We start from the raw sequence: 24169 nt of genomic DNA on the forward strand, positions 1-24169 counted from the left end.
CCCATGATTGCCCCCGGTTCGACCCTGCAAACCGTGCTGGCGCTGATCGCCGTGCTGGCGCTGATCATGGCTTGCGCCTGGCTGCTGCGGCGCGTGCAGCGCCCCCAGGCGGGCAGCGGCCATCCGCTGCGGCTGCGCGGCCAGTTGATGGTCGGGCCGCGCGAACGCGTCGTCCTGATCGAGATCGCGGACCAATGGATCGTTGCCGGCGTCTCGGCCGGCAACGTCCGGCCGCTGGCCGTGCTGCCGCGCCCCGGCGACGCGGCCCCCGCGGAATCCGCCGCGGCCGCCCCGCTGCCCGACTTCCGCACGCTCCTGGCCCGCTTCGGCAAGCAATGATGCGCGCGCTTGTGCTTCCCATCGCCCTGCTCCTGCTGCTGGCCGCCGGCGGCGTCCATGCGCAGGAAGCCGGCATCCCGGCCCTGACCAGCAGCCCCGGCCCGGGCGGCGCCACCACCTGGTCGCTGTCGCTGCAAACGCTGCTGGTGCTGTCGGCGCTGAGCTTCCTGCCGGCCGTGCTGCTGATGATGACCAGCTTCACGCGCATCATCATCGTGCTCTCGCTGCTGCGCAGCGCGCTGGGCCTGCAAGGCTCGCCGCCCAACATGGTGCTGATCGGGCTGGCGCTGTTCATGACCCTGTTCATCATGACGCCCACGCTCGACAAGGTCTATACCGAGGCCTACCAGCCCTTCGACAGCAAGCAGATCGATTTCCGGGAAGCCGTGGACAAGGCCCAGCGGCCGATGAAGGACTTCATGCTCAGGCAGACCCGGGAGTCCGACCTGGCGCTGTTCATGCGCCTGGCCGGCACGCCGCCGGTATCCGAGGCGGCCCAGCTGCCGCTGCGGGTGGTGGTGCCCGCCTTCGTGACCAGCGAACTGAAGACCGCCTTCCAGATCGGCTTCATGGTCTTCCTGCCCTTCCTGGTCATCGACCTGGTCGTCTCCAGCGTGCTGATGTCCATGGGCATGATGATGCTGTCCCCGGTGCTGATCTCGTTGCCTTTCAAGCTCATGCTCTTCGTCCTGGCCGACGGCTGGAACCTGCTGATCGGCAGCCTGGTGGCCAGCTTCCGATGAACCATCTCCCGCCGTGCTCCGCACACCCGTCCGAAGGCCACCCATGAACAGTACCGCCGGCATCCTGACCCTGGCGCAAGAGGCGGTGCAGATCGCCCTTTATCTTGCCGCCCCGCTGCTGCTGTCAGCCCTGGTCGTGGGCCTGGTCATCAGCGTGCTGCAGGCCGCGACCCAGATCAACGAAATGACGCTGTCCTTCGTGCCCAAGCTGGTCGCCATCTTCGCCGCCGCGCTGATCGCCGGCCCATGGATGCTGTCGATGATGACCGACTACATCCGGCGGCTGTTCGAGAACATTCCCTTCATGCTCGGCTGAGCTGCGCCGTCCGTGCTCAGCTTCACCGACGCCGACATCCACGCCGCGATCGCGGCGCTGCTGTGGCCCTTCGTGCGCGCCCTGGCGCTGGTGCAGACCGCGCCGGTGTTCGGGCATCGCGCCGTGCCCCAGCGGGTCAAGGTCGGCCTGGCGCTCCTGATCTCCTTCCTGGTCGCCCCCGCCGTGCCCGCCGCGCCGGTGGACGCGTTCTCCGGGACCGGCCTGCTGCTGCTCCTGCAGCAGATCATCGTGGGCGCGGCCATGGGTTTCGGCCTGCGCGCGGTCTTCGCCGCCTTCGAACTGGCGGGCGACCTGGTGGGATTGCAGATGGGCCTGGGCTTCGCTTCCTTCCTGGACCCGCAGCGCGGCGCGCCCTCGCCGCTGCTGGCCAACTTCCTGATGCTGTCGGCCATGCTTGCCTTCCTGGCCACCGACGGCCACCTGACGCTGCTGCTGACCTTGGGCGACAGCTTCCGCATCATTCCCGTTTCACCCCATCCGCTGGACAACCTGGACTGGATGCGGCTGGCCAACCTGGGCACCATCGTCTTCGCCGGCGGACTCCAGATCGCGCTGCCGGTACTGGCCGCGGTCCTGTCCATCAACATCGCGCTGGGCTTCGTCTCGCGCAGCGCGCCGCAGCTCAACATCTTCAACCTCGGCTTCGCGGTCACGCTGCTGGCGGGCCTGCTGCTGCTGTGGCTGACTTTCAGCGTGCTGGCCGGCCCCATGGAACGCATCGTGGGCATCGCCGTGCCTTACTTCAAGACCGCCGTCATACGCTGACGGGAACGGTCGGGGCTACCAATCCGGCTGTCGCGGCTCGCTGCGCACCCGGCTCAGATGGGCACCGATGCGCGGCCCCGGAAACACCAGGCTGATGCGGGTGCCGGCGAACTCCGGACGGCTGCGCAGATCCCAGTGCGCGCCGTGCGCCTCGGCAATCTCCTTGACGATGGCCAGTCCCAGCCCGGAGCCCCCGGCCTGCGAATTCTTCGCCCGGTAGAAGGCATCGAAAACCCGCGCCCGGTCCTCGGCCGCGATGCCGGGCCCGTCGTCCTCCACGACCAGGCTGGGCGGCGAATCGTTCACGCGCAGCACGATCTCTCCCGGCCCGCCGTGGTAGCGGATGGCATTGTCGATCAGGTTGCCCAGCAACTGGTCCAGCAGCACCGCGTCGCCATCGATCCAGACCGCCTCGTCCGGCGCGATCAGCACGATCTCGACCTGTGCATGGCGCGCAGCCGGCACCCAGCGCGCGCCGCACTCGCGCGTCAACTCGGTCAGGTCGATCCGGGCGAAGGTGTCGCGCGAGCGCACGTTGGCATCGATACGCGCCAGCACCAGCAATTGCTCGCCGACCCGGATCATGCGGTCGGCGGCGGCCTTGATCCGTTCGGCTCGCTGGCGCACGTCGTCCGGCACCGGACGCGCCAGCATCAACTCGGACTCCAGCTTCAGCCCGCTGAGCGGCGTGCGCAACTGGTGCGCCGCATGGCCGATGAAGCGACGCTGCGCGGCCACCGCCTCGTCCAGCCGGCCCAGCAGCGAATTCGTCTTGGCGATCAGCGGCGTCAGTTCGCTCGGCACGTCGTCGCCGCCTATGGGCTGCAGGTCGTCGATGCTGCGGCTCTCGATCTCGTCCGACAGCTTGCTGACCGACTCCAGGCCCGAACGGACCGCGGTGACGATGACGAAGCCCAGCAGCGCGATCAGCAGCAACTGCCCCGCCACCAGCACCGACAGGATCTCCTCGATGAAACGGCTGCGGGTGTTCAGGGTCTCGGCCATCGCCACTTCGACCAGGTAGTCGTCGACACTGAAATCCAGCGCCACCGCGCGCACCGGCAGGCCTTCCACGAGCGAATCGTAGATCGTCGGCACGGCCTTGTTGATGCGGTCGAGCAGCGCGAGCGGCTCGGCCTCGCCATCCGCGGCGCTGTCCGGATCGTCCACCACCGGCGGCGAAGGCAGGACGGCCGTTCCCGCGATGATCTCGCCATCGACGCTGATGCGGAAATAGGTCCGCTCGTCGGGGTCCGTGGTCAGGAAGCGGGTGGTATTCCAGGCCGGGTCGAGCTGCGGCCCCTGGGGGGTCATGACGACCTGGCGCGCCAGCGCGCGGGTGGTATCGATCAGCGCGCGGTCGTGGGACTGGGTGTTGAGCTTGCGGGTCAGGACATAGGTGATGACGCTGTCCATCGTGGCCAGCAGCAGCACGGCGGGCAGCAGCCGCACCAGCAGGTGCCAGGCCAGCGAGCGCCGGTGCAGGACCCGGGTCTCCGGAGCGGGCCGGGCCTCATTGCGCGACGGCATCGGACTCCAGCAGATAGCCGAACCCGCGTACCGTCTGGATGCTGACCCCCGCCTTCTCCAGCCGCTTGCGCAGGCGGTAGACGTAGACCTCGACGGCGTTCTCGCTGAAATCGGCATCCCAGGCCGACAGCGAATTGACGATCTGCCGCTTGGTCACGACGCGGCCGGCGCGCGCCATCAGCATCTCGAGCACGGACAGCTCGCGCACCGACAGCGCGACGCGTTCGCCGCTGACCCGCAGCTCGCGCCCTATCGTATCGAAGCTCAGGGCCCCGACCTCCATGATCGGATTGACCTGGCCCGCGCGCCGCCGTATCTGGGCCCGTACCCGCGCCGCCAGCTCGGGCAGCTCGAAGGGCTTGGTGACGTAGTCGTCGGCGCCGGCATCCAGGCCGGCGACCCGGTCTTCCAGCGCGTCGCGCGCGGTCAGGATCACGACCGGCACCGGATTTTCGTTGGCCCGCAGCCGCCGCAGCACCGTCAGGCCGTCTTCGCCCGGGAGGTTCAGGTCGAGCAGCACCAGGTCGTAGCCCTGGCTGGACAGCGCGGCCGAGGCACGCTCGCCGCTGGAAACGAGATCGACGGCGTAGCCCTGGTCGCCCAGGAACTCGGCCAGGGCACCCCCCAGGGTGGCGTCGTCTTCGATGACCAATACACGCATATGACAAAGCGCCGGGGGACCGGCGCAGCCAGAAAGGGGAAAGCCGCTAGGGTAAACCCAGGCGCTGCCGAAAGCTAGGGCCTGGTCCCCATTCCCTTACTTGGCCGCCGGTGGCGGCTCCGGCGTGCTGACGAAGCCGATGCGCTTCATTCCCGAACGGGACGCGTCGGCCATGACCTGAGCCAGGATCTCGTAGCGGGTGTTCTTGTCCGCGCGCAGGTGCAGCTCGGGCTGCGGCGTGTCCTTGGACACGGTGGCGAAGCGGGCGGGAAGGTCCTCCAGCGTCACCTCGGCGTCGTTCCAGAACACCTTGCCACTGGCGTCGATCGCCAGGTCGATCTTGGCCGGGTCGGAATCGACCGGCGCCGAGGTCGCCTGCGGCACGTCGATGCGCACCGCGTGGGACAGCAGCGGTGCCGTGATGATGAAGATGACCAGCAGCACCAGCATCACGTCGATGAGCGGCACCATGTTGATCTCGGATTGCGGCGCTCCCGCGCCGCGACCGCTGTTGAAACTGCCGAAAGCCATGGAAGACTCCTAGTCTTATTCGCCCGCCTTGGCCTTCAGCGCGCGCACGTTGCCGTCCGTGACGATCTGCTGGCCGGTGGTCAGGAACGCGAACAGGTCGTGGGCGAAGGCGTCCAGGCGCGCCAGCAGCACACGGTTGCTGCGCGTGAAGAAGTTGTAGGCCAGCACCGCGGGAATGGCGACCGCCAGGCCCAGGCCGGTCATGATCAGCGCCTCGCCCACCGGGCCGGCGATGCGGTCGATGGTGGCCGCGCCGCCCTGGCCGATGGAGACCAGCGCGTGGTAGACGCCCCATACCGTGCCGAACAGCCCGACGAAGGGCGCGGTCGATCCCACCGAGGCCAGCAGCGTCAGGCCGTTCTCGAGCTTGGCGGTTTCCTCGTCGATGACCTTGCGCATGGTGCGCGTGACGAAATCGGACTGCGATCCGGCCTCTTCCAGCTTGGCCGCGCCGAACTTCGCGTGATGCAGGCGAGCGTACAGGGCATGGCTGGTCAGGTGCGAGAACGGATCGTTGGCGCCGTGCGTGGTGATTTCGCGGTCCACGGCCTCGAGCGAGGTCGCGTTCCAGAAATGCTGCAGGAAGGTCTCGCCCTGCCGCCGCGAACGCATGTTGGCGATGGCCTTGACGACGATCAGGTACCAGGTCGCGAGCGACATCAGTACCAGGATGAAGAACAGCGCCTTGCCCAGACCGTCGGTCTGAGAGACGAAGTGCGCAAAGCCCAGGCTTGGGGTCTCGGTCATGTCAGTTCCTGAGAGTGAAATCGAACGGCACGATGGCGATGGCGGCGATCGCCATGCCGTTTTCGGTATACGGTTTGAAGCGGCCGCGCCGGGCGGCTTCCAATGCCGCCTCGTCCAGCCGGTTGAATCCCGAGGACTTCTCCAGCGTGGCCTTGTCCACCAGCCCGCGGGTATTGATCAGCAAACGCACCAGTACCTTGCCTTCCTCGCCCAGGCGCTTGGACGTGCGCGGGTACTCCGGCATGGGGGGCGCCCCCAGGTATTCGATGCGGCCGACCAGCTTGGGCTCGTTGGAAACCGGCGCCTGCGGCGCGGCCGTACGGTCGGACGGCTCGGGCTTGCCGCTGGGCGGTTGCGACGTGGCCGGCTCGGGGGCGGGCGCGGGCGCCGGTTCCGGAGCGGGCTGCGACAAGGCGGTTTCGGAAGGGGGAGCCGGTTCGGGCGGAGGTGGCGCGGGCTTGGGAGGCGGCGGCTTGGGAACGGGCTTGGGGGTGGGCTTGGGAGGAACGGGTTTGGGCTTGGGTTCGGGCTTCGGGGCGGGAGGCGTGGGTGCGGGCGGCGCGGCGGCCACCTGGACCTGGGGCGCGATCTCGACGAACCGGACCTCGACCGTTTCGACCGGCTTGGCGACCTGTGGCTCGGACTTGGCTACCAGTATCGCGCCTACCACCGCCACATGCAGAAGCACCACCGCGGCGCCAGCGCCGACGCGCAGCCCGACGGGGGCCGGCGTATTCCAATGCAAGGTGGCACTCATTCGAATGAATCGCGTAGCTGACCGTGAAGATCGCTACGATATCACAAATGCGACTTATTCGCAGTTAGGTAACAACAACGGCATGCCGGAATCAGGACCCCGGCATGCCGCCCGGTTTCAGCGCTCCATCGTCCGCACGATCAGGGCATCGCAGGGCGTCAGGTAGATGAGCCGTTCCGCCACGCTGCCGATCGCGGTCCGCAGCAGCCCCGTCAGGCCATGCGTGCCCACCACCAGCAGGTCGGTCGGATGGCTGCGCACATAGTCCGGCACCACGCCTTCGGGCAGGCCGTGCTCCAGGACCAGCCGCGTGCCCGCCCGCCCCGCCTGGGACAGGTTGTTGGCGATGAAGCCGTCGGCCAGGCGTTCGGCCGCGCGCCGCGCAGCCTCGACCTCCGCCAAGTCCGGATCGGCCTTCAGCGTGGGATAGGCATGGAACAGCGTCATTTGCGCGGCGGGGAAGAACGCCCGCGCCGCGTTCATCGCCTGGCGGGAGCCCTCGGAGAAATCCGTGGCCGCGACGACGTGCTGATAGCTACGGTGCGGACGCTTCTTCACGATCAGGATGGGCAGCGTCGACTCGCGCGCCAGCTTCTCGACCGTGGACCCGAGCAACAGCCGGCCCAGCGTCTCGTCGCGGGCCACGCCGGTCACGATCAGGTCGCATTGCCGGCCGCGGGCGGTACGCTGGATCACCTCGACGGGATTGCCGGTCTCCAGCACCAGCTCCATCGGCACATCCACCTCGCCCACGATGTCGCGCAGGGCCCGCTCGGCCGTTTCCCTGTCCGCTTCGCGGCTGCCGCGCGCCATCAGCCGCTCGACCAGCGGCGACTCCTCGACGACGTGAAGCACGACGAGCTTGCAACGCCTCTGGCGGGCGATCTCGATCGCGCGGTCCAGGGCCCGGTCGCCGCGGGCACTCAAATCGGTGGCAAGCAAGATGCTGCAAGTATCGGTACCCATGCTGGCATTCCATCATTGTTTTAGGGGAGAACCCATCGTGCCATGAAGCCGGGTGGCGCAAGCCGGCCGCGGTCGGCCGGGCTTGACCTGGATCAACCGGACGTCACGTCCACCGGCCGTAGCCCGCCCCCTTCCGCGTTCGTGGAAGGAGGAACGCCCCTTAAATGAAACCCACGGTAACAAAATGTGGATATCATCCACCCTCACTCGAAATTCCGAATTTGAGGGACAAATGGATCTTCTTTTCGCGGTTTTGATTGTCCTGATATGTGCCATATCCATTGCGCTTATCATCCGGAGCCGGCGCCGGACGCGGCGTCTGGCGGAAATCGCACGGCGCGGAGGCGCGCTTTGCCCACGATGCGGGCGTTATGTTTCCCCCGGTTCCCTGGCCTGCCGGCACTGCCTGACGCCCATGCAGCCGGCCGCCTCGCGGCAGCGGGCATGAAGCCCCCACCCGATATGGACCGGGTCGCGCCCGGCTCCGATGCCCCTCCATCCCAGCGGGACGGCCCGCTCCACGATGTCTGGCCAGGCTGGACGGACGAGACGATTCCCACCCTGTTCGCGCACCTGTATCTGTTCCGCCTGGCGGCTCATATGGTCCTGCCGCCGGCGCAGCTCCGCGCAATCGCGGACAGGATGGAGCACCTGACCCGCGATCTGCGGACCATGCATGACCAGAATGACGAGGAACCTTCGCCGTGAAGACTTGCGGGAACGGCAAAGAAAAAGGGGCAGCCCGATGGGCTGCCCCTTTTTGATGGTGCCGGCAATAGGAGTCGAACCTACGACCTTCGCATTACGAATGCGCTGCTCTACCAACTGAGCTATGCCGGCGAAACCTTGCCCAGCCTGATGAACCGCCGCGCCAAAGGCGCAGGCTTCAAGCTAGCCCGCTATTCTAGCAAAACTTTGCTCGGCAATTCAAATGCTATTCCGCATCCGGCTGCGCATCGGGATGGGCGGCCTGGAAGGCGGGCAGCGCGGCGCAATGGTCGGCGATCCGCGCCACCGTCGGCATTCCATCCAGGTTCGCCTTCAGGCGCCGGGCGTTGTAGACCTGCGGCACCAGGCACAGGTCGGCCACCGTCGGCTGGTCGCCGTGGCAGCACAGCCCTGTATAGGGCGAATCGGCCAGCATGCGTTCAAGCGCGGCCAGGCCGCCCTCCACCCAGTGCCGGTACCATTCGTCGCGCCCCTGCTGGTCGATGCCCAGCGGGTTCTTCAGGTACTTCAGCACGCGCAGGTTGTTCAACGGATGGATGTCGCAGGCGACGTTCAACGCCAGCGCCCGCACGCGGGCGCGCTCGGCCGGGGTGGCCGGCAGCAGCGCCGGCTCGGGCCGCGTCTCTTCCAGATATTCGATAATGGCCAGCGACTGGGTCAGCACGTGGCCGTCGTCCTCGAGCACCGGCACCAGGGCATCCGGGCTCAGGCGGCGGAAGTCCGGCTGCAGTTGCTGGCCGCCGTCCTTGAGCAGGTGCACCGCGAGGTAGTCGTACGGCAGCCCCTTCAGGGCCAGCGCGATGCGCACGCGATAGGCGGCGGAACTGCGGAAATAGCTGTAGAGACGCATGGGGGCTCCGGGGGGCTACAGGCGGACGTTCCTGGACAAACCCTTGGGCAGCGGGAAGGCGATGCCTTCCTCGGCACCGGCCAGGGTACGCACCGAGGCGGCCCCCAGCTCCTTCAGGCGGGCAATGACCTGCTGCACCAGCACATCGGGCGCCGAGGCGCCCGCCGTGACGCCCACGCGCCGGCGCCCTTCCAGCCAGGCCGGGTCGATGTCGCCGGCGCCGTCGATCAGGTAGGCGGCCACGCCCTTGCGCTCGGCCACCTCGCGCAGGCGGTTGGAATTGGAGCTGTTGACGCTGCCCACCACCAGCACCAGGTCGCACTCGGGCGCCATGATCTTGACCGCGTCCTGGCGGTTCTGCGTGGCATAGCAGATGTCGCTTTTCTTGGGCTCGGCGATATTCGGGAACCGGGCCTTGAGCGCCGCCGCGACCTGCGCCGCGTCGTCCACCGACAGCGTGGTCTGGGTCACGTAGGCCAGCCTGCCCGGATCGGCCACGGCCAGCGCGGCCACGTCCTCGACCGTCTCGACCAGGTACATGCCCGCCTCGGACTGGCCCAGCGTGCCCTCGACCTCGGGGTGCCCCTTGTGGCCGATCATGACGATCTCGTTGCCGGCGGCACGCATCTTGGCCACCTCGACGTGGACCTTGGTCACCAGGGGACAGGTGGCGTCGTACACCTGCAGGCCGCGCTGCTCGGCCTCGTGGCGCACCGCCTTGGACACGCCGTGGGCCGAGAACACCACCGTCGAACCGGCCGGCGCCTCGTCCAGTTCCTGGATGAAGATGGCGCCCTTGGCGCGCAGGTCCTCGACCACATAGCGGTTGTGGACGATCTCGTGCCGCACGTAGATGGGCGCGCCGTAGATCTGCAAGGCGCGCTCGACGATCTCGATGGCCCGGTCGACCCCGGCGCAGAAGCCGCGCGGCTGGGCCAGGACCACTTCCATGGGCGCCTGCGCCATCACATCACTCCGAGTATGGACACATCCACCTTCAGTGCCGAACCGGCCAGCGGATGGTTGAAATCGAACAGCGCATAGTCGTCGCCCTGCTCCTTGAACACGCCCGAATACCGGCCGCCGTTGGGCGCGGCGAATTCGACCAGGTCGCCGGGCTCGAAGGTCTCGTCGCCCGCGTGCTCGCGCAGCATCGCCAGGGTCACGCGCTGGATCAGCTCCGGATTGCGGTCGCCGTAGGCCTGCGCGGGAGCGAGGGTGAAACTGAAGCTCTCGCCTTCGCCATGGCCGACCAGCGCCGCCTCCATGCCCGGCGCCCACTGGCCCAGGCCCAGTTGCAGCGTGGCCGGACGGCCGGTGAAGGTATCGACGAAAACGCCGCCCGCGCCCTCGCCCGAGGCCAGCGAAATGCGGTAGTGCAGGGTTACGTAGGAGTCCTCACGGACAACGAGGGGCGTGGGGGAAGAAGATGCAGCCAAAGTGTGTCACCGTGTCGATGCTGTGCGCCAAAGAACCGATTTTACCCGTCCTGCCGCCATGCCGACCGCCCTTCCTACCCTCCAGGCCGCCCTGCCCCCCGAAGAACGCCCGCGCGAGCGCCTGTTGCGCCACGGCCCTACGGTGCTGACCGACGCCGAACTGCTGGCCGTGCTGCTGCGCACCGGCACGCACGGCTGCAACGCCCTCGAACTGGGTCGCTGCCTGCTGGGGCGGTTCGGCGGCCTGCGCGGCCTGTTCGGCGCCTCGCGCGACGAACTGCGGGACGTGCCCGGCCTGGGGGAAGTCAAGGCCGCGCAGTTGCAGGCCATCCTGGAACTCGCCCGGCGCGAACTGGCCGAGGAAATCCACCGCGGCGACGCGCTTTCCCGCCCCGAGCAGGTCCGCCGCTACTGCGCCGCCACCCTGGCCCACCGCCGTATCGAATGCTGCATGGCGCTGTACCTGGACGCGCGCAACCGCCTCATCACCAGCGAAATACTGTCCCAGGGCACCTTGGCCCAGGCCACCGTCTACCCCCGCGAAATCGTCCGCGCCGCGCTGCGCCATCACGCCGCCTCGGTCATCCTCGCGCACAACCACCCGTCGGGCAACGCCGAACCCAGCCAGGCCGACGAACACCTCACCCGCCACGTCCGAGCCGCGCTGGCGCTGGTGGACGTGCGCCTGCTCGATCACATCATCGTGGCGGGCGGGCAGACGACGTCGCTGGCGGAGCGCGGAGTGGTGTAGGGTCCGCTCCGGCCTCCGCCGTCTCAAGCCCCCTACCAATGCGCCATGGGCAACCCCGCCACGGGAGCCCGGAAATACGGAATCCGCTCCCCTCGCAAGCTCCCGATATAAACCGTCCGCAGGTCTTTTCCCCCGAACGTCACGCTCGCGAACCACGGCGCGATCCTTCCCCCGCACGCCAGCATCATCTCCGGCGTCGCCTCGCCCCGCTCGAACGCCGCCATCAGCGCCCGCCCCGCGGCGCTGCCGCCATCGTCGTCCAGCACGATCCGCAACTCCCCTTCCGGCGTGATCGCGAAGATCCGGTCCGTCATCACGTGCGTGCCCCACAGATTGCCATGGACATCGAACGCGATGCCGTCGATGAAGGCGCCGTGGTCGGCGGGACCGAACACCTCGCGGCCCGACAGGCTGCCGTCCGTCGCCACCCGCAGGCGCGAAACGCGCCGGGCGCAGGTCTCGGCCACGTACAGCCATTCCTCGCGGGCATCGAGCCGGATCTCGTTGGTGAAGTGGAAGCCGTCGGCCACGATGCGCAGCCGGCCGTGCTCGTACAAGGCGATATAGCCGTCGGCAACCTTGGGATCCATGGCCTGCATCCAGTTCCTGATGCGGGTGGAAATGGTCAGCCACAGCCGGTCGCGGCTGTCGCGCAGCACGAAGTTGACCTTGCCGATGGGCTGGCCGTCCACCGTGTCGGCCAGCACGCGGGTCTGGCCCTCGCGCGTCATCAGTTCCAGCCGGTCGGTGCCGAAATTGGAGATGACGATGTCGCCGTTGCGGGCGAAGGCCAGGCCGTTGGGCAAGGTGCCCGCGACGAAGCGGGTGGCGTCGTCGGCGGCCTGGCGAAAGTGCGTGTCGGCCTGCTGCGTGACCAGCCGCTGGCTGCCGTCGGGCCGGATGTGGACCACGCCGCCGCGCGCATCGGCGGCCCATAGCGAACCGTCGCGCTCGGCCAGGATGCATTCGGGGCGTTGCAGCCCCTGCCCCGCATAGGCGATGGCGGCCGGATCGACGACGAAGCCGTCCAGCGGATTGGAAGCGCCCGCCATGGCTGCGCTCAGAACCCGACCCGGTCCGCGCCCTTGAGCGCCAGCATGGCGCGGGCTTCGTCCGGCGTCGCGATCTCGTGCCCCATTTCCTCCAGGATGCGCCGCACCTTGGCGACCTGATCGGCATTCGACGCCGCCAGTTGGCCCTTGCCGATGTACAGGCTGTCCTCCAGACCGACCCGCACACTGCCGCCCAGCAAGGCCGCCTGCGTGGCGAAGTTCATCTGGTGGCGGCCGGCGGCCAGCACCGACCAGCGGTAGTCGTTGCCGAACAGGCGGTCGGCCGTGCGTTTCATGAACATGAGATTGTCCAGCTCGGCGCCGATGCCGCCCAGGATGCCGAAGATCATCTGGATGAAGAACGGCGGCTTGAGCAGGCCGCGGTCGACGAAATGCGCGACGTTGTACAGGTGGCCGACGTCGTAGCACTCGTGCTCGAAGCGGGTGCCGTGCTCCTCGCCCAGCATTTTCAGGATGCGCTCGATGTCGCGGAAGGTGTTGCGGAAGATGAAGTCGTCGGTGTTGCGCAGGTAGCTCTCTTCCCAGTCGAACTTCCACTGCTTGTAGCGATCGGCCATGGGGTAGATGCCGAAGTTCATCGATCCCATGTTGAGCGAGCACATCTCGGGCTTGGCCAGCAGCGGCGCAGCCAGGCGCTGCTCCACCGTCATGTTCAGCCCGCCGCCGGTGGTGACGTTGATGACGGCGTCGGTGGCTTCCTTGATCTTCGGCAGGAACTGCATGAACACCGCCGGGTCGGGCGTGGGCCGGCCGTCCTTGGGATCGCGCGCGTGCAGGTGCAGGATGGCCGCGCCGGCCTGGGCCGCCGCGATGGATTGGGCGGCGATGTCCTCGGGGCGATACGGCAGCGCCTCGGACATGGTGGGCGTATGGATGCCGCCCGTGACCGCGCAGGTGATGATGATTTTGGGCGCGGATTTCTTGGCGGGCTTGGCTTGGGTGTCGTTCATCGCGGGCTCCGGTTCAGTCTTCGAAAATGGCCACGGCGCGGGTGAAACCGGCCGAGGCGCCACGGATCTTGTAGGGAAAGCACGAGACGATGAATCCGTGCGGCGGCAGGCTTTCCAGGTTGCCGAGCTTCTCCAGGTGGCAGTAGGCCCGCGCCATGCCCGCGCGATGGCCTTCCCAGATCATGGCGGGATCCGGGCTTTCGGCGAAACGCTTGGCGGTGTGCACGAAGGGCGCGTCCCAGCTCCAGCCATCGGTGCCGGTCACGCGCACGCCACGCTCGGTCAGGTAGAGCGTCGCCTCCATGCCCATGCCGCAGCCGGCCGACACATAGTCGGGCTGGCCGTAGCGCGCGCCGGCCGCCGTGTTCACCAGCACGATGTCGTAGGGTTCGAGCACGTGGCCGATGCGGGCCAGTTCGGCCTCGACCTCGTCCGGCGTGACCACGTGACCGTCGGGCAGATGGCGGAAGTCCAGCTTCACGCCGCGGCTGAAGCACCACTCCAGCGGCACTTCGTCGATGGTGATGGCGCGCTCGCCCCCGTCCATGGTCGAGTGGAAGTGATACGGCGCATCCAGGTGCGTGCCGTTGTGGGTCGAGACGTTCAGCCGCTCGATGGCCCACCCCTCGCCGCCCGGCAGATCGGCCACGTCCAGCCCGGGAAAGAAGGACGCCATGTCGGCGGCCGTCGAGCGATGGTCGAGATAGGCGATCTGCGGCAGGTGGCCGGGCGGATCGGAAGCGATGCGGTCGTCGAGGGCGACGGAAAGGTCGACGAAACGTCGAGGCATGATGGACTCCTTCGTTCAGCGTCCGAGCAGGCCGGTGGCCAGCCACGGAAATACCAGGATCAGGGCGAGCACCGCCACCATGATGGCGGCGAACGGCAAGGCGCCGCGGAAGATCTCGCCCAGTTTCAGCGCGGGGTCGGGCGAGGTCCCCTTGATGACATAGACGGAAAGCCCGAACGGCGGCGTCAGCAGGCCCACCTCGACCGCGATCACGGTGATGATGCCGAACCAGATGGGATCGATGCCGAAGGCCTTCATGATCGGGTAGAACAACGGCACCACGATCAGCAGGATGGACGAGCTGTCCAGGATGGTCCCCATCGCGATGACCAGCAGCACGTAGGCGATGACGATCCCCCAGTAGCCGATGTCGCTGGCCGCCAGGGCCGCGGTCAGGAACTCCGGCAGGCCGCTGAGCGACAGCATGCGCGAATACATGCTGGCCGCGATGATCAGGAAGCAGATGGCGGCGGTGACCTGGCCGGTGTCGGTCAGCACCCGCCAGATGCGCCCGGGCGGCAGCGCGCGCCGGAACAGTCCGATCAGCACCGCGCCCAGCGCGCCGACTGCGCCGGCTTCGGTCGGTGTGAAGAACCCGCCGTAGATGCCGCCCAGCACCAGGGCGATCAGCAGCACGATGGGTAGCGCCTTGCGTCCCATCGCGGCGGCGGACAGCGGCGCGACGTCCTCGGAGATGCTGGAGCCGGCGAAGTCGGGGCGCTTGCGGGCCATCCAGTAGACGCCCAGCCCGAAGGCGATCGCCAGCACGATGCCCGGCACCACGCCGGCCAGGAACAGGTCGCCCACCGATTGCTCGGTCAGGATGCCGTACAGGATGAGCAGCAGGCTGGGCGGGATCAGCATGCCCAGCACCGAGCTGCCCGCCACGATGCCGTAGGCGAAGCGTTTGGTGTAGCCGTGCCGCAGCATCTCGGGCACGGCCACCCGGGTGAACACCGCGGCCGACGCGATCGAGATGCCGGTGATCGCGGCGAAGATCGCATTGGCGCCCACGGTGGCGATGCCCAGGCCGCCCTTGATGCGTCCCAGCATGCGATTGGCGACGTCGAACGCGTCGCGGCCGATGTCGGCCTGCGATACGACGAAGCCCATCAGCACGAACAGCGGCACCACGCCGAAGATGTAGGAGTCGATGGACTCGGTGGCGGCCAGGGCCAGCATGCGGCCCGTGATCAGGAAACTGCCCTTGATCGCCAGCACGCCCAGGAAGGAACAGACGGCCAGCGCGATGGCGACGTGCATGCCGGCATAGATCAGCCCCACCATCCCGAGCAGCGCCAGCGCGCCGATGATCAGATCATTCATTCACGCCTCCGCTTCCACGGCCCGGCCGTTCGTCGCCACGGCCGCGCACAGCGCGCGCGCCGTCCTGGCCAGGAACTGCAGGCCCAGGGCCGCCGTCCCCACCAGCATGACCAGGCGCACCGGCCAGATCGGCGCGGTGAAGTCGCCGATCGCGCCGACGAACAGATCGCGTGTCCAGGCCCGCTCGAACAGCGGCAGGAGGCCGTTGAACAGCACCGCGCAGAACCCGGCGCCGATCAGGCAGTACAAGGCTTCCAGTCCGGCGCGCCCCCGCGGCGGCAGCTTGTCCAGCAGCACCTCGGCCCGTGTCAGCCCGCCCAGCCGCAGCGAATGGGCAATCTGCAGAAAGACGATGGCGACGATGGACATGCTGACCATCTCGGGCACGCCCGAGATGGGATGGCCGAAGAAGGCACGGCCCGCGATGTCCGAGTTGATGGCGATCATCACGCCGACGATCAGCAGCGTACCCAGGGCGTTCAGGACCGCGGTGCAGGCATCCAGGATGCGCAGCAGCGGGTGGACGGGCGCGGGGAGGAAATCGCCCTCCCCGGTGGTGGGGACTTCAGACATGGATGACCTCGCCGCCCGGTTCAGTTCCGATCCCAGTCGCGCACCGGCTTGGCCCCGGCCGCGCGCACTTCCTTCATGTAGGCGTCCAGCACCTGCTTGGCCGGCAGCTTCTGCTTCTGCAGCTCGGCAATCCAGCCCTTGGTCGGGTCTTCCAGCACCTTGGCATAGGCGCCGCGCAGGGCGGCCGAATCCGGATTGAGCTTGCCGCCCTTGGCCACCAGTTCGTCCAGCGCGGCCTGCGTGGCCTTGCGCAGGTCGTCGGTATAGGCTTTCTCGAAGGCCTGGGCGCCCGTCTTCAATGCCTTCTTCAGGGCTTCCGGCTGCGCGTCGTACCAGTCCTTGTTGGCCGCGATGCCGCCCGAATACTGCGCGCCGTAGCCGACCTGCGTGATGTAGGGAGCCACCTCCTGGATCTTGGCCGGCAGGGCCGCTGTGGCGAAGGTGACCACGCCGTCGTAGAGCCCCGTCTGCAGCGAGTTGTAGTACTCGGTCAGGTTGCCGGCGACACCCACGGCGCCGGTGCCCTTCATCCAGTTGATCGAGGGGCCCGGCGTACCGATCTTGCGGCCCTTCAGATCGGCCACGCTCTTGACCGGAAACTTCGTGAACAGCAGGTAGTCGTCAAGCCCGAAACCACCGCCGATATAGACCACGTCGTTCGCTTCCCAGGCCTTGGCCATGGCCGGGACCTTGCTTTGCACTTCCTGCACGGCATGGGTGACCACGCCGGGATCGGTCGAGACGAAGGGCGTGTAGTAGGTGACGTTCTGCAACGGCAGCTTGGCCGGCTCGAAGATCGTGGGCACCAGCGCGACGTCGGCCACGCCGTCCTGGGCCGCTTCCAGCTCTTCGCCGACCTTGGCCAGCGAACCGCCGTACTGCTGCTTCCACTCGATCCTGATATCCGAACCTTCCAGCGCCTTGTTCACCGCCGGCACGAAGGTCTCCTGCAGATGCTTGACCCAGCGGAATACCGGCGGGTGGCCGTTGACCAGTGTCACGGTAATGGTCTTGGCCTGTACCGCCATCGTGGTGGTGGCCAGCAAAGCCGCCAATGCGGCCGGCAGAATACGCATGCATGTCTCCTTGTCAGGGGGCCGGGCTCATTGCGGCCCGGTTCTCGGTCGGGGCGCCGCCCCGGGGAATCAGCCGGCTCCGGAACCGGAGCGCGGGGGAAAAACAGGAGGACGGCCCGTGCGGCCGGCGGCGCGATCGGCCGCCAGCGCCTCGATGCCGGCGCTGATGAAAGGCACCAGGCGAGCCATGACGGCATCGACGTCGCTGTCGTCGCAGGCGCCGTCCGACAGGCGCCCGGCCCGGCCGGTGGCGGCCATCATGGTCATGCCCACGCCAATGGCGAACATGTAGGACCACACCGCGTCCTCTTGCTGCAACTGGGGCAGGATGCGGCGGAAAGCGTCGATGAAGCGGCGGGCGATCGCGTCGTAGTGGGCGCCGATCAGCGTGCGCGAACGCTCGTCCTCGGCATTGGCCGTGGCCGCCAGCACGCGCGAGAACAGATTGCCCGCGGGCCCCTCGTGGCCGAACTCCACCGTGGGCCGGAACAAGGCCTCCAGCAGGTCGCCCAGCGTGGGCCTGCCCTGCCCGTCCGGCCCGAACAGCCGGTCCAGCGCAGCCGCGCGCACGGCGTTGATGGCGTCGGAGCGGCGCGCGAACATCGCCTCGTACAGCTTTTCCTTGGTGCCGAAGTGGTAATGCAGCAATGCCTGGGCCACGCCCGCCTCATTGGCGATCTGCCGCATGCTGGTGCCGTCGAAGCCATGGGCGGCGAAAACCCCTTCGGCGGCGTCGAGGATGGCGGTTCGGGCGTTCTGGTCGGTCAAGGCGCGCTTCCTGGGTAGGGATGCGCTAGCCTAGGCCCTGACTGATCGATCAGTCAACATAGGGTTAGCGAGCGGCCCATTCGCGTTGTCGGCGGCCCGATGCCGTAGAATGCCGTGGCGGCTCCGCAGGAAAACAAGCTGCGCCACAAACAACGGCTTGAAAAAACGGCGGCTTTCGTGCTATTCTTGCGAGCTTTACGGCGTTGCCCTTGGTCCGCGAGAAAACTCGGTCCGGGAAAATAAAACGTTTCGAGCCTGGCAAACCTGGCTCGCGATGTTTTTAGCGCACGTTTTCAACGCATTCTGGCCCTGCGCCGGGATGCCTTGAGAACCCGTGCGAACCGGGTCGGCATCCATCCTGCCAAGCAGCGCCAGAACTTCGGGGCACTATCCGGCATTGCCGGTCCCCGGATCCGTCTCCCGAATTCACGAAATAGTAGAAGAGGTGTCGCCATGGCACGAGTATGTCAAGTAACCGGTAAGGGTCCGATCACGGGCAACAACGTTTCCCACGCCAACAACAAGACCAAGCGCCGTTTCCTGCCGAACCTGCAATCCCGCAGGTTCTGGGTCGAAAGCGAAAACCGCTGGGTTCGCCTGCGTGTCAGCACCAACGCCCTGCGCACCATCGACAAGAACGGCATCGAAGCCGTCCTGGCCGACCTGCGCGCTCGCGGCGAAGCCGTTTAATCACCGGATCCACAGGAGCACACCATGGCCACCAAGGGTATTCGCGAAAAGATCAAGCTCGAGTCCACCGCCGGAACCGGGCATTTCTACACCACGACCAAGAACAAGCGCACCACCCCGGAAAAGATGCTGATCAAGAAGTTCGATCCGGTCGCGCGCAAGCACGTGGACTACAAGGAAACCAAGCTGAAGTAATCGGCTCGGTTTTGCAAAAAAACCCCGCCCAGGCGGGGTTTTTCTTTGCCTGCGGCAAACGCGCCGCTATGCCCCGCCGGCGGCCGCCATCGTCCGCCGGGCCCGCGCCAGCACCGGCGCATCGACCATTCTCCCGTCCAACCGGAACGCCCCCCGCTGCCCCGCCGCCGCCTCGACGACGCGGCGGGCCCATGCCAATTCCGCGTCCGAAGAACTGAAGGCCTCGTTGATCGCGGCGACCTGCATGGGATGCACGCACAGCATGCCGCCCATGCCCGCCCCGCGTGCCCGCGCGGCTTCGGCGCGCAGGCCGTCGGCGTCGTCCAGTGCCGGATGCACGCCGTCGAGCGGCGCGGGCAGGTCCGCGGCGCGCGCGTAAAGCAGCATGCGGTGCCGGGCATCGTCCAGGACCGCACGGCCCGCGGCCGATACCGGATCCAGGTCGAGGTCCAGCGCGAAATCCAGGCTGCCGAACACCAGGCGCTCCACCCCCGGCGCACCGGCGATGGCCTCCAGCGCCAGCACGCCGCGCGCGCTTTCGATCAGCGGCCAGACGGGCCGGCCGGCCGCCGCCGCCCGGGCCACGTCCGCCGCCGACTCCGCCTTGGGCAGCATCACCGCGGCCACCGCGGGACTGGCGGCGCACAGCGCGATGTCCTCGTCGAAATAGATCGTCTGGACCGCATTGACGCGCACCACCACCGGCCGATCCCCGCAAGTTCTCAGGGATGCCGCCACGGCCGCGCGCGCAGCCGCCTTGGCATCGGGCTCGACCGCGTCCTCCAGGTCCACGATGACGGCATCCGCGCCGCTGGCCAGCGCCTTGGGCAGCCGTTCGGGCCGGTCCCCCGGCACGAACAAGGCGGAGCGCACGCGCTTCATGGCGCCACCGCCCGGGCGGCGCGCAGGGTTGCGCACGGGATCAAGCGGCCACCACCTGATTGCGCAGCCTGCCGATACCATCGACTTCGCATTCGATCAGATCGCCCGGCCTCAAATAACCCGAGGCGGGGACGATGCCGTTGCCTCCCGACCATTTGCCGCCGAGTTCCTTGTCGGTGGACCAGGCCGTACCGCTGGGCGTGCCCGTGATGATCACCATGCCCGGCCGCAGCGTCAGGTTGATGGAAAACACATGGACGAGTTCGGCCACACTCCAGATCATCTGTGCGGTATTGCTGCTTTGCCGCAGCTCACCATTGACCCAGGAACGGATGTCCAGGCTTTGCGGGTCGGGGATGTCTTCGGCGCCGACGATGTACGGGCCCAGCGGAGCGCTGGTATCGAATACCTTACCGCGCCCGAGCTCGTACCAACTGCTGCCGTCCGGCCGAAAGCGCACCTGGCGGTCGCGAGCCGTGACGTCGTTGACGATGGTATAGCCGAACACATGCTCCAGCGCCCGTTCGCGTGGGATGTGCCGCCCCGGCTTGCCGATGACCACGCCCAGCTCGACCTCGCCGTCCAGTTTGCGCGTCAGCACCGGATCGTGGACGATCTCGTCGTTCGGGCCGACGACGCAGTCGGCGGTCTTGAGGAAGAACTCCGGCTCTTTGCCGCTTGTGTCGGAGCCGGCCTTTTCGGCATTGTGGCTCAGGTAGTTGCTGCCCGCGCACAGGATGGTGGAAGGCAGCATGGGGGCGCAGAGCTGCACATCATCCAGCGCCACGCGTCCCACACCTCGCTCGGCGGCCAGCACCACCGCCCGCGCGCCCAATTCCCGGGACTGCGGGGCATGGCGGATGACCTCGGTCATGTCGGCAAACCAGCTCACTTGCGGCCCCAGCCCGCCCACGGCCTGTTCGACCGCTTGCGGATCAACCAGGCACGCACCGTCGAGGATGGCCACGCGCTTGACGCCATCACGGCGATACATTGCATATTTCATGGATTTCCTTTTTATTCGAGTTTGCCGATGCTGTTGATGATCTGCGTCTGATGCCGTTCGTCGGCCCGCCAGAAGGCCTCGAACTCCGGCGCATCCAGATACTGGACGGGCGTCCCCATTCCTGTCATGGCCTTGACGAATGCCGGATCGGCCGCCGCTTCCTTGACGACGGTACGCAGCTTCGCCATGACGGGCTCGGGCAGGCCCGTCGGCGCGAACAGTCCGGCCCAAAGATAGTATTCAGCGTCGTAGCCGAGCTCTTTCAGCGTCGGCACATCGGGCAGGCTGGCCAGGCGCTCGGCGCCTTGAACCGCCAGCGGCTTGAACTTGCCGCTCTTGATGTGGCCGGAAATGTTGCCGTAGGTCTGCGTCGAGGCCTGGACATGCCCACCCAGCAGCGCCGTCACCTGTTCGCCGCCGCCCCCATACGGCACGTGCAGCAGCTTGATCCCGGCGGCGTGGGCGAAACGCTCCATCGCTACATGCGTGGTGCCGTAGATGCCGGATGAACTGAAGCTGATCGTGCCGGGCTTGGCCTTGGCCGCCTCCACCAGCTCGCGCACGGACTTCCAGGGCGCGTCGTCGCGCACCACCAGCACGGTGGGATCGGCCGATATGCGAGCGATGGCGGCAAATTGCGAGGTGGAATATGAAGGTGCCTTGCCCGTCAGCTTGTCGGCGGGGGGAATTGCCGAAATACTGGCCAACGCCATCATGAGCGTATAGCCGTCCGGAGCCGCCTTGGCCACATGGGCCATTCCCACTCCACCGCCTGCTCCTGGCCGGTTCTCGATGATGACCGGTTGCCCCAGACGCTTGGCGATGACAGGCGCCAGCGGACGCGCCGTGGTGTCCGACACGCCACCCGGCGAGAACGGCACGACCAGCGTAATGGGACGGGAAGGGTAGCTGTCCGCCGCCAACGCGGCGAGTGGACACAATAAAGCGGCGGCGAAAAGCGCACGGCCTCGATTCATTGGTAGTCTCCTGAGTCGTTTCTTGCTTTCGTTTTGGCGCGTGCCGCTGGCGGCCGCGCAGTGCCTACACTATCACGCGCGGCACGATTTTTTCTGCCGAAGTCGCCCCCCTGCCAGCTAACGGCCCGGCATTTCCTGCCGCGCATGCAGCGCGGCGATCTCGGCTTCGCCATAGCCGAGTTCGGCCAGGATGGACAAGGTATCTTCACCCAGGGCCGGTATCCGATCCATGCGGGCCGCGTACGCACCGCCCGTCCCCGGCGGCAGCAACGCGGGCAACATGCCCGCCGGGCTTGCCACTTCAGTCCAGCGGCGCCGGGCAGCCAGCTGCGGATGCGACCAGACGCCGGCCATGTCGTTGACGCGCGCATTGGCGATCTGCGCATCGTCCAGCGCCGCCATGACCTGGCCGGCGGTCATCCCGGCGAAGACCTCCACGATGATGTCGCGCAGCGCGGCCCGGTTGTCGGTGCGCCGCGAATTGGCATCGAAACGGGGATCGTCGGCCAGGTCCGGCCGCGCCAGCACCCGTTCGCAGAACACGCGCCATTCTCGTTCGTTCTGCAGGCCGAGCATCACGGTGCCGCCGTCGCCCGCCGGAAACGGGCCATAGGGATAGATGGTCGCGTGCGAGGCGCCCGAGCGCGGCGGCGGGGGCGCGCCGTCGAACGCGTAGTACATGGGGTAGCCCATCCACTCGACCATGCTTTCGAGCATGGAGACGTCGATGCGGCTGCCCTTCCCCGTCGTGGCCCGCAGCAGCAGCGCGGCCAGGATGTTGGAATAGGCGTACATGCCGGCGGCGATGTCGGCCACCGAGGCGCCGGCCTTGGACGGTTCGCCGGGCGTGCCCGTGACCGACAGGAAGCCGCCCTCGCTTTGTATCAGCAGGTCGTAGGCCTTCTTGTCGCGATACGGGCCGCTGTCGCCATAGCCCGAGATATCACAGACGATCAGCCTGGAATGCCTCGCGTGCAGCGCCTCGAACGACAGCCCCAGCCTGTCGGCGGCACCGGGCGCCAGGTTCTGCACCAGCACGTCCACGCGCGGCAGCAACCGCTCCAGCACCTCGCGCGCGCTCTCCTGCTTCAGGTCCAGCGCCAGGCTTTCCTTCGACCGGTTGGTCCAGACGAAGTGGGACGACAGACCGCGCACGCGCTCGTCGTAGCCGCGCGCGAAATCCCCGCTTCCCGGGCGTTCGATCTTGATGACGCGCGCGCCCAGGTCGGCCAGTTGCCGCGTGCAGAACGGCGCCGCGATGGCGTGCTCGAGGCTCAGCACGGTGACGCCGTCCAGCGGGCGCGACGCGGTCGATGAAAGGGATGGGCTCATGACTCCTCCGGCATGAAATCGGACAGGTCGCGCGCGTGCCGCAGGTTCCACAGGCGGGGAATCCACGCATCGATCTCCGCTGGCGTCGCCGCGCCGGAGAAGGCCGCCAGGCGCCTCAGCTTGGTTTCCAGCTCGGGACGCGACAAGGTGTTGTCCGGGTCGCCCTTGGGACTGTCGATGGCGGCCGCCAGGCGCCGGCCGTCGCGCGTCTCGACCTCGACACGGCCCAGCCAGCGGGCGGGATAAGCGCGATCGACCCCGTCGTCCAGCACCATGGTCGTGCGCCGGCGGATGTCCGCCACCGCGGGATCGGTCAGCGCATGGTCGCGGAACTCCTCCAGGCCGGCACGGCCATGGACCGCGATCAGGCCCAGCACCGCCCCCATCGAGAACTTCGCCTGGTGCACGGTGCTGGGTTCGTCCACGTTGCCCAACACGTCGATGGCGGCGCGGTGCACCCGGGCGCGGATCGAAGCGATGTCGCCGTGGGCGATGCCTTCGGTACGCATCAGGTGCAACAGCGCATCGGCGGCCGGATGAGTGTGGCGGCACGAGGCGTGGAACTTGAACGACGTCTCCAGCGTGGCCCAGCGCTGGCCCAGGCGATCGCTCAGCCGGCTCGGATCCGCGTCCGAGGACATGCCCGCCGCCATGCCCTGCCGGCCTTCGAGCACGCCGTGCGCGCCGGTCAGGCCATCCTGTGCCAGATAGGCGGCCAGGAGCCCATTCGCGGCCGCCTGCCCGGTATGGAGCTGCTTGGAATCGGCGGCCTCGCGCAGGAACTCCCACAGGCCCGAGGCCTGGGTTCCGGCCGACCCCAGCGTGTGCGCCAGCGTCCGCGCATCCTGCCCCAGCAGCTTGGCCACGCCGGCCGCGGCCGCCAGCGTACCCACGGTGCCGGTCGTATGGAAGATGCGATAGTGCGTCCGGCCCAGGAATTCGCCGATGCGCACGCCGGCCTCGTAGCCGGCCACCGCGGCCAGCAACAGCTCGCTGCCCGACTTGCCCAGGTCCTGCGCCGCGGCGAACACGGCGGGAAATACCACCGTGGCCGGATGCAGCACCGAGCTGTTGTGCAGATCGTCCTGCTCGACCAGGTGCGAGGCCGCGCCGTTGACCAGCGCGGCGAAATGCGCCGACGTGGTGCGCCGGTTGGTCAGGATCGCGCAGCGCCCCGCTGCCGGCCCCATCGCGGCGGCGTAGCGTTCGAACAGCGGCACCGGATGCCCGCCCTTCCCGGCCAGGGCCGACGCCACCCAGTCCAGGAACAGGTCTTCGGTCCGGTCCACCACCGCCGCGGGCAGGTCCTCGAAACGCAGCGCGGCCAGGAATTCACACAGGGCGCCGGTGGCGCCGTCCCGCGCCAGGCTGGTCTTGTCCATGGAA

The 24169-nt window shown here is 67.8% G+C and carries 28 protein-coding genes, 1 tRNA gene and 1 pseudogene; 8 read left to right on the forward strand and 22 right to left on the reverse strand.

From position 1 onward, the window contains the following. Positions 1-3 precede the first annotated feature (3 nt). Genes fliO through fliR form a run of 4 tightly spaced genes read left to right on the forward strand, consistent with a single transcriptional unit; the run spans position 4 to position 2184 of the window. The gene (gene fliO, locus EGT29_RS17920) at positions 4-339 is read left to right on the forward strand and encodes a flagellar biosynthetic protein FliO (protein WP_124690246.1); all 336 of its coding nucleotides are present in this window, start codon (positions 4-6) and stop codon (positions 337-339) included. Beyond that, positions 336-1082: a flagellar type III secretion system pore protein FliP gene (gene fliP / locus EGT29_RS17925; protein WP_124690247.1), complete on the forward strand. Its 747-nt coding sequence runs from the start codon at positions 336-338 to the stop codon at positions 1080-1082. Before fliO ends, fliP begins: the two co-directional genes overlap by 4 nt. Before the next feature lie 43 nt (positions 1083-1125). After that, positions 1126-1398, forward strand: coding sequence for a flagellar biosynthesis protein FliQ (fliQ, locus tag EGT29_RS17930; RefSeq protein ID WP_124690248.1), 273 nt, complete (start codon positions 1126-1128; stop codon positions 1396-1398). 12 nt (positions 1399-1410) lie between these two features. Beyond that, complete coding sequence (gene fliR, locus EGT29_RS17935; RefSeq protein ID WP_124690249.1) at positions 1411-2184, forward strand: flagellar biosynthetic protein FliR; 774 nt, start codon at positions 1411-1413, stop codon at positions 2182-2184. 15 nt (positions 2185-2199) lie between these two features. Here fliR and EGT29_RS28940 read toward each other — a convergent pair whose 3' ends face one another. The 6 genes and pseudogenes from EGT29_RS28940 to EGT29_RS17965 form a co-directional block, all read right to left on the reverse strand. Continuing rightward, positions 2200-3714, reverse strand: a complete 1515-nt coding sequence (locus EGT29_RS28940; RefSeq protein ID WP_124690250.1) for a sensor histidine kinase — start codon at positions 3712-3714, stop codon at positions 2200-2202. Further along, on the reverse strand, positions 3698-4375 hold the full coding sequence (locus tag EGT29_RS17945) for a response regulator transcription factor (RefSeq protein WP_124690251.1): 678 nt from the start codon (positions 4373-4375) through the stop codon (positions 3698-3700). Before EGT29_RS17945 ends, EGT29_RS28940 begins: the two co-directional genes overlap by 17 nt. Before the next feature lie 96 nt (positions 4376-4471). Next, complete coding sequence (locus tag EGT29_RS17950; protein WP_124690252.1) at positions 4472-4906, reverse strand: biopolymer transporter ExbD; 435 nt, start codon at positions 4904-4906, stop codon at positions 4472-4474. 15 nt (positions 4907-4921) lie between these two features. Further along, positions 4922-5644 (reverse strand): annotated as a pseudogene (locus tag EGT29_RS17955) (MotA/TolQ/ExbB proton channel family protein); the annotation flags it as partial. 10 nt (positions 5645-5654) lie between these two features. After that, positions 5655-6410: an energy transducer TonB gene (locus EGT29_RS17960; RefSeq protein ID WP_124690254.1), complete on the reverse strand. Its 756-nt coding sequence runs from the start codon at positions 6408-6410 to the stop codon at positions 5655-5657. Between the two features lie 117 nt (positions 6411-6527). Beyond that, a complete protein-coding gene (locus tag EGT29_RS17965) occupies positions 6528-7376 on the reverse strand; it encodes a universal stress protein (RefSeq protein WP_124690255.1) in 849 nt (282 codons plus the stop codon). Between the two features lie 444 nt (positions 7377-7820). On the opposite strand from EGT29_RS17965, the gene EGT29_RS17970 reads away from it, so the two are divergent. Next, positions 7821-8084: a hypothetical protein gene (locus EGT29_RS17970; RefSeq protein ID WP_124690256.1), complete on the forward strand. Its 264-nt coding sequence runs from the start codon at positions 7821-7823 to the stop codon at positions 8082-8084. Between the two features lie 56 nt (positions 8085-8140). On the opposite strand, the gene EGT29_RS17975 is transcribed toward EGT29_RS17970, so the two are convergent. From EGT29_RS17975 to EGT29_RS17990, 4 genes are all read right to left on the reverse strand, one after another. Further along, a tRNA-Thr gene (locus EGT29_RS17975) sits at positions 8141-8216 on the reverse strand. Between the two features lie 94 nt (positions 8217-8310). Then, the gene (gene maiA / locus EGT29_RS17980; protein WP_124690257.1) at positions 8311-8955 is read right to left on the reverse strand and encodes a maleylacetoacetate isomerase; all 645 of its coding nucleotides are present in this window, start codon (positions 8953-8955) and stop codon (positions 8311-8313) included. A gap of 15 nt (positions 8956-8970) precedes the next feature. Continuing rightward, positions 8971-9921 (reverse strand): 4-hydroxy-3-methylbut-2-enyl diphosphate reductase, encoded by a 951-nt coding sequence (ispH, locus tag EGT29_RS17985; protein ID WP_124690258.1) that lies wholly within the window; start codon positions 9919-9921, stop codon positions 8971-8973. Beyond that, complete coding sequence (locus EGT29_RS17990) at positions 9921-10394, reverse strand: peptidylprolyl isomerase (RefSeq protein WP_124690259.1); 474 nt, start codon at positions 10392-10394, stop codon at positions 9921-9923. The genes ispH and EGT29_RS17990 overlap by 1 nt, the downstream gene beginning before the upstream one ends. Before the next feature lie 58 nt (positions 10395-10452). Here EGT29_RS17990 and radC point away from each other — a divergent pair, with 58 nt between their 5' ends. Next, a complete protein-coding gene (gene radC / locus EGT29_RS17995; RefSeq protein ID WP_124690260.1) occupies positions 10453-11145 on the forward strand; it encodes a DNA repair protein RadC in 693 nt (230 codons plus the stop codon). A gap of 32 nt (positions 11146-11177) precedes the next feature. Here radC and EGT29_RS18000 read toward each other — a convergent pair whose 3' ends face one another. The 7 genes from EGT29_RS18000 to EGT29_RS18030 all read right to left on the reverse strand — a co-directional run bounded on the left by EGT29_RS18000 (position 11178) and on the right by EGT29_RS18030 (position 17701). After that, the gene (locus EGT29_RS18000; protein WP_124690261.1) at positions 11178-12197 is read right to left on the reverse strand and encodes an SMP-30/gluconolactonase/LRE family protein; all 1020 of its coding nucleotides are present in this window, start codon (positions 12195-12197) and stop codon (positions 11178-11180) included. An 8-nt stretch (positions 12198-12205) separates the two neighbouring features. Next, positions 12206-13168, reverse strand: a complete 963-nt coding sequence (locus EGT29_RS18005; RefSeq protein WP_124690262.1) for a 3-keto-5-aminohexanoate cleavage protein — start codon at positions 13166-13168, stop codon at positions 12206-12208. A gap of 13 nt (positions 13169-13181) precedes the next feature. Beyond that, positions 13182-13958, reverse strand: coding sequence for a cyclase family protein (locus EGT29_RS18010; protein ID WP_124690263.1), 777 nt, complete (start codon positions 13956-13958; stop codon positions 13182-13184). A 15-nt stretch (positions 13959-13973) separates the two neighbouring features. Further along, a complete protein-coding gene (locus EGT29_RS18015) occupies positions 13974-15284 on the reverse strand; it encodes a TRAP transporter large permease (protein ID WP_124690264.1) in 1311 nt (436 codons plus the stop codon). Beyond that, a complete protein-coding gene (locus EGT29_RS18020; RefSeq protein WP_124690265.1) occupies positions 15285-15857 on the reverse strand; it encodes a TRAP transporter small permease subunit in 573 nt (190 codons plus the stop codon). A 20-nt stretch (positions 15858-15877) separates the two neighbouring features. Next, complete coding sequence (locus EGT29_RS18025) at positions 15878-16933, reverse strand: C4-dicarboxylate TRAP transporter substrate-binding protein (RefSeq protein ID WP_124690266.1); 1056 nt, start codon at positions 16931-16933, stop codon at positions 15878-15880. Positions 16934-17002: 69 nt separating this feature from the next. Next, on the reverse strand, positions 17003-17701 hold the full coding sequence (locus tag EGT29_RS18030) for a TetR/AcrR family transcriptional regulator (RefSeq protein WP_124690267.1): 699 nt from the start codon (positions 17699-17701) through the stop codon (positions 17003-17005). 453 nt (positions 17702-18154) lie between these two features. Between EGT29_RS18030 and rpmB the strand changes: the two genes are divergently transcribed. Next, the gene (rpmB, locus tag EGT29_RS18035; protein WP_124690268.1) at positions 18155-18391 is read left to right on the forward strand and encodes a 50S ribosomal protein L28; all 237 of its coding nucleotides are present in this window, start codon (positions 18155-18157) and stop codon (positions 18389-18391) included. Between the two features lie 24 nt (positions 18392-18415). After that, positions 18416-18586 (forward strand): 50S ribosomal protein L33, encoded by a 171-nt coding sequence (gene rpmG, locus EGT29_RS18040; protein WP_124690269.1) that lies wholly within the window; start codon positions 18416-18418, stop codon positions 18584-18586. A 66-nt stretch (positions 18587-18652) separates the two neighbouring features. Here rpmG and EGT29_RS18045 read toward each other — a convergent pair whose 3' ends face one another. From EGT29_RS18045 to EGT29_RS18065, 5 genes are all read right to left on the reverse strand, one after another. Beyond that, entirely contained in the window at positions 18653-19468 is an 816-nt protein-coding gene (locus EGT29_RS18045) for a CoA ester lyase (RefSeq protein ID WP_124690270.1), read from the reverse strand. Between the two features lie 40 nt (positions 19469-19508). Then, the gene (locus EGT29_RS18050; RefSeq protein WP_124690271.1) at positions 19509-20474 is read right to left on the reverse strand and encodes a fumarylacetoacetate hydrolase family protein; all 966 of its coding nucleotides are present in this window, start codon (positions 20472-20474) and stop codon (positions 19509-19511) included. Between the two features lie 11 nt (positions 20475-20485). After that, positions 20486-21451 (reverse strand): tripartite tricarboxylate transporter substrate binding protein, encoded by a 966-nt coding sequence (locus EGT29_RS18055; RefSeq protein WP_124690272.1) that lies wholly within the window; start codon positions 21449-21451, stop codon positions 20486-20488. Between the two features lie 117 nt (positions 21452-21568). Continuing rightward, the gene (locus tag EGT29_RS18060) at positions 21569-22783 is read right to left on the reverse strand and encodes a CaiB/BaiF CoA-transferase family protein (RefSeq protein WP_124690273.1); all 1215 of its coding nucleotides are present in this window, start codon (positions 22781-22783) and stop codon (positions 21569-21571) included. Continuing rightward, the gene (locus EGT29_RS18065; protein ID WP_124690274.1) at positions 22780-24165 is read right to left on the reverse strand and encodes an MmgE/PrpD family protein; all 1386 of its coding nucleotides are present in this window, start codon (positions 24163-24165) and stop codon (positions 22780-22782) included. Before EGT29_RS18065 ends, EGT29_RS18060 begins: the two co-directional genes overlap by 4 nt. Positions 24166-24169: the final 4 nt, after the last annotated feature.

The organism is Pigmentiphaga sp. H8, from assembly GCF_003854895.1.
Taxonomy (GTDB): Bacteria; Pseudomonadota; Gammaproteobacteria; order Burkholderiales; family Burkholderiaceae_B; genus Pigmentiphaga.

Bases quoted from the DNA above. Each gene is read 5' to 3' on its own strand.
- fliO (WP_124690246.1), top strand. From the start codon at position 4: ATGATTGCCCCCGGTTCGACCCTGCAAACCGTGCTGGCGCTGATCGCC.
- fliP (WP_124690247.1), top strand. From the start codon at position 336: ATGATGCGCGCGCTTGTGCTTCCCATCGCCCTGCTCCTGCTGCTGGCC.
- fliQ (WP_124690248.1), top strand. From the start codon at position 1,126: ATGAACAGTACCGCCGGCATCCTGACCCTGGCGCAAGAGGCGGTGCAG.
- EGT29_RS28940 (WP_124690250.1), bottom strand. From the start codon at position 3,714: ATGCCGTCGCGCAATGAGGCCCGGCCCGCTCCGGAGACCCGGGTCCTG.
- EGT29_RS17945 (WP_124690251.1), bottom strand. From the start codon at position 4,375: ATGCGTGTATTGGTCATCGAAGACGACGCCACCCTGGGGGGTGCCCTG.
- EGT29_RS17950 (WP_124690252.1), bottom strand. From the start codon at position 4,906: ATGGCTTTCGGCAGTTTCAACAGCGGTCGCGGCGCGGGAGCGCCGCAA.
- EGT29_RS17960 (WP_124690254.1), bottom strand. From the start codon at position 6,410: ATGAGTGCCACCTTGCATTGGAATACGCCGGCCCCCGTCGGGCTGCGC.
- EGT29_RS17965 (WP_124690255.1), bottom strand. From the start codon at position 7,376: ATGGGTACCGATACTTGCAGCATCTTGCTTGCCACCGATTTGAGTGCC.
- EGT29_RS17970 (WP_124690256.1), top strand. From the start codon at position 7,821: ATGAAGCCCCCACCCGATATGGACCGGGTCGCGCCCGGCTCCGATGCC.
- maiA (WP_124690257.1), bottom strand. From the start codon at position 8,955: ATGCGTCTCTACAGCTATTTCCGCAGTTCCGCCGCCTATCGCGTGCGC.
- ispH (WP_124690258.1), bottom strand. From the start codon at position 9,921: ATGGCGCAGGCGCCCATGGAAGTGGTCCTGGCCCAGCCGCGCGGCTTC.
- radC (WP_124690260.1), top strand. From the start codon at position 10,453: ATGCCGACCGCCCTTCCTACCCTCCAGGCCGCCCTGCCCCCCGAAGAA.
- EGT29_RS18000 (WP_124690261.1), bottom strand. From the start codon at position 12,197: ATGGCGGGCGCTTCCAATCCGCTGGACGGCTTCGTCGTCGATCCGGCC.
- EGT29_RS18005 (WP_124690262.1), bottom strand. From the start codon at position 13,168: ATGAACGACACCCAAGCCAAGCCCGCCAAGAAATCCGCGCCCAAAATC.
- EGT29_RS18010 (WP_124690263.1), bottom strand. From the start codon at position 13,958: ATGCCTCGACGTTTCGTCGACCTTTCCGTCGCCCTCGACGACCGCATC.
- EGT29_RS18015 (WP_124690264.1), bottom strand. From the start codon at position 15,284: ATGAATGATCTGATCATCGGCGCGCTGGCGCTGCTCGGGATGGTGGGG.
- EGT29_RS18020 (WP_124690265.1), bottom strand. From the start codon at position 15,857: ATGTCTGAAGTCCCCACCACCGGGGAGGGCGATTTCCTCCCCGCGCCC.
- EGT29_RS18025 (WP_124690266.1), bottom strand. From the start codon at position 16,933: ATGCGTATTCTGCCGGCCGCATTGGCGGCTTTGCTGGCCACCACCACG.
- rpmB (WP_124690268.1), top strand. From the start codon at position 18,155: ATGGCACGAGTATGTCAAGTAACCGGTAAGGGTCCGATCACGGGCAAC.
- rpmG (WP_124690269.1), top strand. From the start codon at position 18,416: ATGGCCACCAAGGGTATTCGCGAAAAGATCAAGCTCGAGTCCACCGCC.
- EGT29_RS18045 (WP_124690270.1), bottom strand. From the start codon at position 19,468: ATGAAGCGCGTGCGCTCCGCCTTGTTCGTGCCGGGGGACCGGCCCGAA.
- EGT29_RS18050 (WP_124690271.1), bottom strand. From the start codon at position 20,474: ATGAAATATGCAATGTATCGCCGTGATGGCGTCAAGCGCGTGGCCATC.
- EGT29_RS18055 (WP_124690272.1), bottom strand. From the start codon at position 21,451: ATGAATCGAGGCCGTGCGCTTTTCGCCGCCGCTTTATTGTGTCCACTC.
- EGT29_RS18060 (WP_124690273.1), bottom strand. From the start codon at position 22,783: ATGAGCCCATCCCTTTCATCGACCGCGTCGCGCCCGCTGGACGGCGTC.
- EGT29_RS18065 (WP_124690274.1), bottom strand. From the start codon at position 24,165: ATGGACAAGACCAGCCTGGCGCGGGACGGCGCCACCGGCGCCCTGTGT.